The sequence below is a fragment of the Cyanobium sp. ATX 6E8 genome, assembly GCF_024346335.1.
Taxonomy (GTDB): Bacteria; Cyanobacteriota; Cyanobacteriia; order PCC-6307; family Cyanobiaceae; genus Cyanobium_A.
The window spans coordinates 1-6640 of record NZ_JAGQCT010000034.1 but is presented as its reverse complement, the minus strand read 5'-3'; the positions used below and the strand labels follow the sequence as shown (position 1 = coordinate 6640).

The 6640-nt window shown below is 50.6% G+C and carries 8 protein-coding genes; 6 read left to right on the top strand and 2 right to left on the bottom strand.

The window, feature by feature from the left end:
- Positions 1–159 precede the first annotated feature (159 nt).
- The 3 genes from KBY70_RS14320 (at position 160) to KBY70_RS14310 (ending at position 2816) form a co-directional block, all read left to right on the top strand.
- Positions 160–1398: a hypothetical protein gene (locus tag KBY70_RS14320; protein WP_254988969.1), complete on the top strand. Its 1239-nt coding sequence runs from the start codon at positions 160–162 to the stop codon at positions 1396–1398.
- Between the two features lie 30 nt (positions 1399–1428).
- Positions 1429–2238 carry an aldolase/citrate lyase family protein gene (locus KBY70_RS14315; RefSeq protein ID WP_254988968.1) on the top strand — a complete coding sequence of 270 codons (810 nt, stop codon included), beginning with the start codon at positions 1429–1431 and terminating at the stop codon, positions 2236–2238.
- A gap of 293 nt (positions 2239–2531) precedes the next feature.
- On the top strand, positions 2532–2816 hold the full coding sequence (locus KBY70_RS14310; RefSeq protein ID WP_254988967.1) for a transposase family protein: 285 nt from the start codon (positions 2532–2534) through the stop codon (positions 2814–2816).
- A 5-nt stretch (positions 2817–2821) separates the two neighbouring features.
- Here KBY70_RS14310 and KBY70_RS14305 read toward each other — a convergent pair whose 3' ends face one another.
- Positions 2822–4387: an IS5 family transposase gene (locus tag KBY70_RS14305; protein ID WP_254988966.1), complete on the bottom strand. Its 1566-nt coding sequence runs from the start codon at positions 4385–4387 to the stop codon at positions 2822–2824.
- Positions 4388–4449: 62 nt separating this feature from the next.
- Here KBY70_RS14305 and KBY70_RS14300 point away from each other — a divergent pair, with 62 nt between their 5' ends.
- The 3 genes from KBY70_RS14300 to KBY70_RS14290 all read left to right on the top strand — a co-directional run bounded on the left by KBY70_RS14300 (position 4450) and on the right by KBY70_RS14290 (position 5878).
- On the top strand, positions 4450–4926 hold the full coding sequence (locus KBY70_RS14300) for a hypothetical protein (RefSeq protein ID WP_254988965.1): 477 nt from the start codon (positions 4450–4452) through the stop codon (positions 4924–4926).
- Complete coding sequence (locus tag KBY70_RS14295) at positions 4917–5453, top strand: ISAs1 family transposase (protein ID WP_254988964.1); 537 nt, start codon at positions 4917–4919, stop codon at positions 5451–5453. The genes KBY70_RS14300 and KBY70_RS14295 overlap by 10 nt, the downstream gene beginning before the upstream one ends.
- Positions 5454–5569: 116 nt before the next feature.
- Positions 5570–5878, top strand: coding sequence for a hypothetical protein (locus tag KBY70_RS14290; protein ID WP_254988963.1), 309 nt, complete (start codon positions 5570–5572; stop codon positions 5876–5878).
- Here the strand turns inward: KBY70_RS14290 and KBY70_RS14285 are convergent.
- Positions 5856–6503: an ISAs1 family transposase gene (locus KBY70_RS14285; RefSeq protein WP_254988962.1), complete on the bottom strand. Its 648-nt coding sequence runs from the start codon at positions 6501–6503 to the stop codon at positions 5856–5858. The genes KBY70_RS14290 and KBY70_RS14285 overlap by 23 nt on opposite strands.
- Positions 6504–6640: the final 137 nt, after the last annotated feature.

Sequence of the window (6640 nt, the reverse complement as noted above, 5' to 3'; positions counted from 1 at the left end):
GCTTTACAACTCTTTGTTGTTCGTCCCAGAAACCTCGCTGGCCCATGGAAAGCATGTAATCTTGGAGCCTTAGTATAATTCAAATTCGGTCGCTATCAAGCGGTCTTGCGATTTTTCGAGGTGCCCTTAATTTACTTTTCATCTGTCTCCCAATGAGTTATGTTTGATTATTTAGATTACTCTTCTTATTCTAAATTAGCCGCAGATCACGGCCCTTCATTTTTTGTATTTGACCCCAGAAAACTCTTGGATAATTATGACAACCTTTGCAATGCCTTCCTCGCCAATTATCCCAAAGTTCAAATAGGATATTCATATAAGACGAATTATACTCCCCAAATATGTATGGCTCTGCAAGACAAGGGTGCATGGGCTGAAGTTGTTTCTGAGATGGAATATTCTGCCGCGCGCAGATTAGGTACCCCAATTGATAGGATTATTTTCAATGGTCCCTACAAAGCAGATTGGGCCTTTAACGATGCTGCACTTGGAGGCGCTATAATTAATCTTGATAGTAAAAGAGATTTAGATCTACTTCATACGGCTTCATCCAATGCATTGGGTTCAATAGATATAAAAGTTGTTTTGCGTACTAATTTCCCTATTGATGACTCGACATCACGATTTGGTTTTGATGTAGAAAGTGACGAGTTTTTAGAAATTGTTGATTTTATACAAAACTTGCCTAATGTGCATTTGTCGGGATTGCATTGCCATTTTCCAAACAGAAGCCTTACTAGTTTTCGTTGCCGTGCTGAAAACTTGGTTGCGTTGTGTAGCCGTATTTTCCCCGACAAACCTCCTGACATTTTAAATATTGGAGGGGGCTTCTTTTCCAATCTGCCTGAAAGTATTTCGTCTAGTATGTCTGAATTGCCAGCATCCTTTACGGATTACGGAGCACTCATTGGTAAGATATTTTACCAGGCTTTTTTGAAATACTCATTCTTTCCCACATTATTTCTTGAGCCAGGCACGGCATTGGTCGCAGATGTTATGCACTTTTATACGAAGATTGTATCTACCAAATCAATACGTGGTCGCTATTTTGCGACCGTAGCCGGATCAATTTACGATGTTTCACCAAATGCTAAAATTAGAAATCTACCAGTTACTCCTATTCTTGATCCTGATATTTCTCGTGGCTCTGCGCTAGATTATTCTGTGACTGGTTTTACCTGTATTGAGGGAGATATTCTTACCGATAGTTTAAAAAGTCCTTTGGAAGTTGGTGATGCATTGGTTTACGGTAACGTGGGATCTTATTCGGTGGTCATGCGACCCCCATTTATTCTCCCTTCTAATCCAGTTTTGATGAAACGACTCGATGGCTCTGGTTATGATTTAATAAAAGCACGACAGACAAACGAGGATGTCTTTAATCTTTATCAAAATTAATTCGCTGTAGTTATGCATCTATCCTCTGCTATGAAGTTTATTTTTATTACCAATAATTCATCTGTTGCCTACAAAATGGCATCTGCTGGAGTTCACAGAATTATGGTTGACCTTGAAATAAATGGCAAGCAAGAAAGGCAGGGGCACCTCGACACAGTTATCTCAAAACATACGCTTCATGATGTTGTCATCTTGCGTAAAGTGCTTAATGATTTCCCCAATGCAGAACTTATGGTGAGAATTAATCCTATTTCTTCTGGCTCTAAGGCAGAAATCGATGAGGCTATTTCTCGTGGGGCTGACCGTATTATGCTTCCAATGTTCACGCATCAGGATGAAGTTGCTCAATGCTTGGATTTGCTACGTGGGCGTGTTCCCCTTACGCTTCTTCTTGAGACTGCAGCAGGCCTTGCTAGATTGCCAAATATTCTTCTTTTAGGTGGCTTTGACGACATTCATATTGGTCTTAACGATCTACATATTGACCTAGGGCTAGATTTCATGTTCGAGCTATTTAGTTCTGGGTTGTTAGATTGTGCTGCTAATTTAATTAATAATCATAACATTGCCTTTGGAATTGGTGGTGTTGCCTGCATTGGAACAGGTGTTTTGCCGGCTGAGCTAATTCTTGCTTCCCATATGCATTTAGGCTCTCAAAGAGTTATTTTATCAAGATCATTTCTGCGATCAATTGATCCGAGTAGTTCGGTCGAAGCGGAAATAGGTAAAATTAATTCATATATTTGCAGGGGTGACTTGGATTTAACTTGTCTTCGACGACAGCTGAATCGTAAAGCAGTTGAAATTGCAAACGCGAAGCGCCGTGAGAGTCGATCCTGATTTGTTTGAGACTTTTGTGTAGTCTACTTTCTATATATCAATCCTAGTTCGACTTGTCTCTTCCTTGTCGTTATGTTCTTTGTGTTTAACGCAGTTCTTTTAGCTTGTTCGAATGTATCTTGACGAAGCTGTGTTTTGAATCGGTGAATTTCTTGTCTTTCTCGTTTGTGTTTTAGTTGTTTGTTTCTGTAGGCGTCTCTCGTGGCAATGATCAGGGCCGCCTAAAAGTGTGACCACGGAAGCTGGCGGGGTCTGACAGCATTGGTTTTGGTCGGCGGGAATGGCTTACCTCCATGCCCCAAATCCCTGACGCCGCGGCTGATCAGCTTGGTTCCAGCGACTTGATCAGCTTTCTCAAGGCCATCCCTGATGGGCGGTACCGCCGCGGGGTGCGCTACCCGCAGTGGTTCCTGTTGCTGGTGGCGGTGCTCGGGATCCTGAGTGGCAGCAGGAGCTCCCGTGATCTCGAGGCGTTTGCCAAACGGCATCGGCAGGAGCTTAACCAGGGACTCCTGAAAAAGCTTCCAGCAAGCTGCCTTGATTTCAGCCAAGAGACATGGGTGCAGGAAGCTCGCTAGATCGGTTATGCAGTGACGAGCAATTCTTCTGTTTCAAGCCATAGAATATCCCTGAGCGCCTTCCAGAGGAAAACTGGCCTTTGACAAGTATAAATCCAGGCAAAAATAGTGATAAAAAAGAGGCGGAGGAGCCTCCGGATCTTCTCTGCGCACATCACCACAAAAGCCATGGAGATGGAGTTCTCTGCACCTTTTGCCAGCCGAGCCATAACCAAATCTAGTGAATACTTTCTCTTTCCTGATCCAAAGCATCCCTCCACTTCGTTTCGTCTCCGCTGGTCTGCGCTGAGCTGCTGCTTGTGAGCAGCACTGATCTCTGGATTCTTCGGCGGCCTCCCCAATCGCTTACCAGATAGCCGTATGTCGTTCCGAGTACAGAAGTTTCGGTTCTTGGTATTGATGTAGATGCGATCTGCGCAGATTCGCTCGGGGTAGCAGCCATATTCTTGCTTGTATTTCTTAGCTTGTGGAATCAGGTCTTCCGCCTCGTTGTATGGATCCCAGCTGATCCTGTGCAGGAAGGCAAAGCCATTTCGCACAGACACACTAATCTTTGCGCCAAACTCAACAGCAGCTCTTGCTTTACCACGAACAATGGGCCGTACGTATCTCTGAACCAAGTTCACAATGCGATCGGGCATGCTGCGCGTCTTGTCGTAAAGCAGAATGCTTTGTTGGCGGTTCAGCTCGCTGATCACGAGTAGTTTCTGCCACCAATGGGTCTTCAAGCCCGAAAAGCTTGCACCAGCTGCAGTTAGGGCGTCGATTGCATCAAGATTCCGCTGCAGATACTCGAGCTGACGGCGTATTGCGGCTTTTATCTTCCTGCGGCGTGGCTTCTTCTGTTTGGCGACATTGAGGAAAGCAGCACGGGCCCTACCACGATCGTAACGTGGCTTGTATTTGCAGAGTTTTGAGTTTTGACTGCACAGTTCATCAATGATCCGTTCGGTTGATTCCCTCGCCTCGTTCAACAGCTTCAGATCAGTCGGGTAGGTGATGTCGGCTGGCGTGCAAGAGGCATCGATGGTGAGTGTTCCCCAGTTCTTATCCTCTGGCCAATCTGCAGGCTTCACGAAGTCGTCAAGTGCAATCTGTTCGAATGAACCGGTATCTGGATCATCAGAGTCGTCGTCTGGAAGTGACGCCACAGCCTCGAGTACCAAGGCTTTACCGCGTACGGCAATGAGTTCATTAATCCGATTGAGATCCTTCTCCGTGAATCTCTTACGGAAATGAACCATCATCGATGGGTCAAATGGTGCTTTGCTGGAGTAGCCGGCAAAACCAAGGAAAAACTGCATGTAAGCGTTTTCTCGGATCTGTTCGACGGTCTCCTCGTCCGTTAGGCCAAGCCGCTGTCTGATGAATAGGGCACCAAATGCAAGCCGTACAGGTTTTGCAGGAGCACCAGTCGTGGGGCTGAACTGGGGGGCATATGTTTCCTCCAGCTCTTCCCATGGCATTAGGGAGGAGAAAATCACCCAGCGGTTATCCGCGTCCAACGTTCCGCCAAAAGGCACATGGAACTCCTCGATTGCGAGCTGTCCGTTCTGGTGTTTCCGGTACATCTGCAGTGCTCAGCAGTTGTAGCAATCGTCAATTGCCCTGATCGAGGCCAGTTTATCGGGTATTGATCGCTGAAACAAGTTGCGCTGCAGGCGATCTGGCTTTTTCAGGAGTCCCTAACCAGGCGCTGGGCCTGGATTTCAAGCGTTGGCCGTCGGACGCCACCTTCCTGTACCTGTTCAATAAGGCTCACCTGCAGACCTTTGGCGATGTGTTTCAGGCCTGGATGATCAGCCAGATCCCAGGCGGGGCAGAGGGTTTGGAGCAGCTGGTGTGCGACGGAAAGACGCTCAGAGGCTCAGCTGTGGAGACCGATGACGGCGGTCACCGGTTTGTCGCTCAGGTCACGGTCTATGCCCGCGCGCTTGGTGTCGCCCTGGCCCAAAAGGCCTACGACACCCACGAATCCAGCGAGCGTGTAGCTCTCAAGGAGCTGCTCAGCACCCTTGAGCTTGAGGGCACCTTGATCCAGGCGGATGCTCTGCACACCACGCAAGCGTTTTTCGCTGGTGCCTCGCCAAGGGGGCCGACGTGCTCCTGACGGTAAAAGCCAATCAGAAGACGCTGCTGCGCCAGATCCAGTGCCAGTTCCAAGGCAAGCGTCAGATCCCATTCACCGCAAAGGCTCAGGGCAAAAAGCATGGCAGGGACACCTTATGGGAGATGCGGGCCAAGGAAGCTCCGGATCACATCAAGGCGAACTGGCCTGGCGTCAGCTGGATCATCGAAATGATCAGCACCACCGTGTCCTGCAGAGGCCATCAGGTGCCACGGGCCCACTACTTCCTCACGAGCCTGAGGACAAAGCCAGAGGCCCTGCTACGACTGATCCGCCAGCGGTGGAGCATTGAAAACGAGTGGCACTGGCCGCGGGATACGCAACTGCACGAGGACGCACACCGCTACGCCAACCGCAACGGCGCGCCGCTGTTTGCGTTCCTGCGGACAGTGGTCATGAACCTGCTGCGCTACGGCGGCTACCGCTCAGTTCACGCGGGCCAGCAGGAACTGAGCCACGACATCAGGGGAATGCTCGCACTGGGAGGCGTGGTCATGAGCACGACATGAAATTACTTTTAGGCGGCCCTGTGGCAATGATCCAATGGCTGCCTCTTCGTTCTGTTAGTGCTTATTATTTAAATTAATAAATTCTTTGATTTGGAGTCACGGCATTGAAACCTGAGATGTCGCTTTTGTATCCGACCAAAGTTGCCGAAACAGTTGTTCGGTTTCCGCCCAGGCTCCGACGGGTTCTGCTGATCGGCATCGACGCTTTTCTTCTGCCATGGGCGATGTGGCTCAGCTTTTGGCTGCGGCTGGACCAACCGTTCCATCCCAGCTTTCAGGCTGCCGGGCTGTGGTTGCTGCCAGCCGTGCTGCTGGTTGGCCTGCCGCTGTATGCCATCACCGGTCAATACAAAGGACTCACGCGCTATGTCGGTAGCCGGGCAGGGCTGACTGAAAGTCCATTCATCCCGTCTCCGCAAGGCTGATGCCAACCCAGTCGAGCATTCGGCTGATGTCGTGTGCCACAGCCATCAGACCAGCACGGATCGATTGAAAACCGTTGCAGCGCAACAGGTTGAGGGCCAATGTCCGCAGCAGAGCCAGCACCTGAACACCGTTGCGCTGGGCGTAGCGGTGAGCGTCCTCACCGAGCTGCGTGTCGCGGGGCCAGTGCCACTGGTTTTCGATTGCCCAGCGCTGGCGCACCAGCCTGAGCAGCGCTTTCGGGCTGGTGCGCAGGGTGGTGATGAACAAGTGGACGTGGTGAAACGGCTTGCCGTCACGCCAGCCGGTGCTCACCAGCTCGATGATCCAGCTGGCTCCTGACCAGCGCTCACGAATGGCGTCAGTGGCATTGCGTGCACGCAGCGTCCAGCGCACACGGCGGCCGTGGCTGGCCTCGACATCGCTGGTCTCAACAGGGAAGTGCCGGTAGCTGCGGAACTGGGAGGCGATCTGCCGATACAGCCGGCGCTGGTTCTGTTTGACCGTTAGGAGCAGGTCGGCGCCCTGTGTCCGACGACAATCTGGTTGAGGGGTCGCGCCAAACAGGTTGACCGCTCTGGAGGGGGTCTGCTGAATCCGGTTGCCATGCGCAGGGCACCGGGTCATGCCTGCTCCCCTCACCGTTCAACAGATTGCGCTGTACATGTCCAAACGACGAGCCGGCAGCCGCCAGGAGGTGGCTGCCGCTGCGGCGGGCATTTCGGTGAGCAGTGCCCACCGGATTGATCACGGCCGCATCCAAC

What these genes read in the sequence shown, in the direction of transcription:
- KBY70_RS14320 (WP_254988969.1), top strand. Translation starts at nt 160, where the DNA reads ATGTTTGATTATTTAGATTACTCTTCTTATTCTAAATTAGCCGCAGAT.
- KBY70_RS14315 (WP_254988968.1), top strand. Translation starts at nt 1,429, where the DNA reads ATGAAGTTTATTTTTATTACCAATAATTCATCTGTTGCCTACAAAATG.
- KBY70_RS14310 (WP_254988967.1), top strand. Translation starts at nt 2,532, where the DNA reads ATGCCCCAAATCCCTGACGCCGCGGCTGATCAGCTTGGTTCCAGCGAC.
- KBY70_RS14305 (WP_254988966.1), bottom strand. Translation starts at nt 4,387, where the DNA reads ATGTACCGGAAACACCAGAACGGACAGCTCGCAATCGAGGAGTTCCAT.
- KBY70_RS14290 (WP_254988963.1), top strand. Translation starts at nt 5,570, where the DNA reads ATGTCGCTTTTGTATCCGACCAAAGTTGCCGAAACAGTTGTTCGGTTT.
- KBY70_RS14285 (WP_254988962.1), bottom strand. Translation starts at nt 6,503, where the DNA reads ATGACCCGGTGCCCTGCGCATGGCAACCGGATTCAGCAGACCCCCTCC.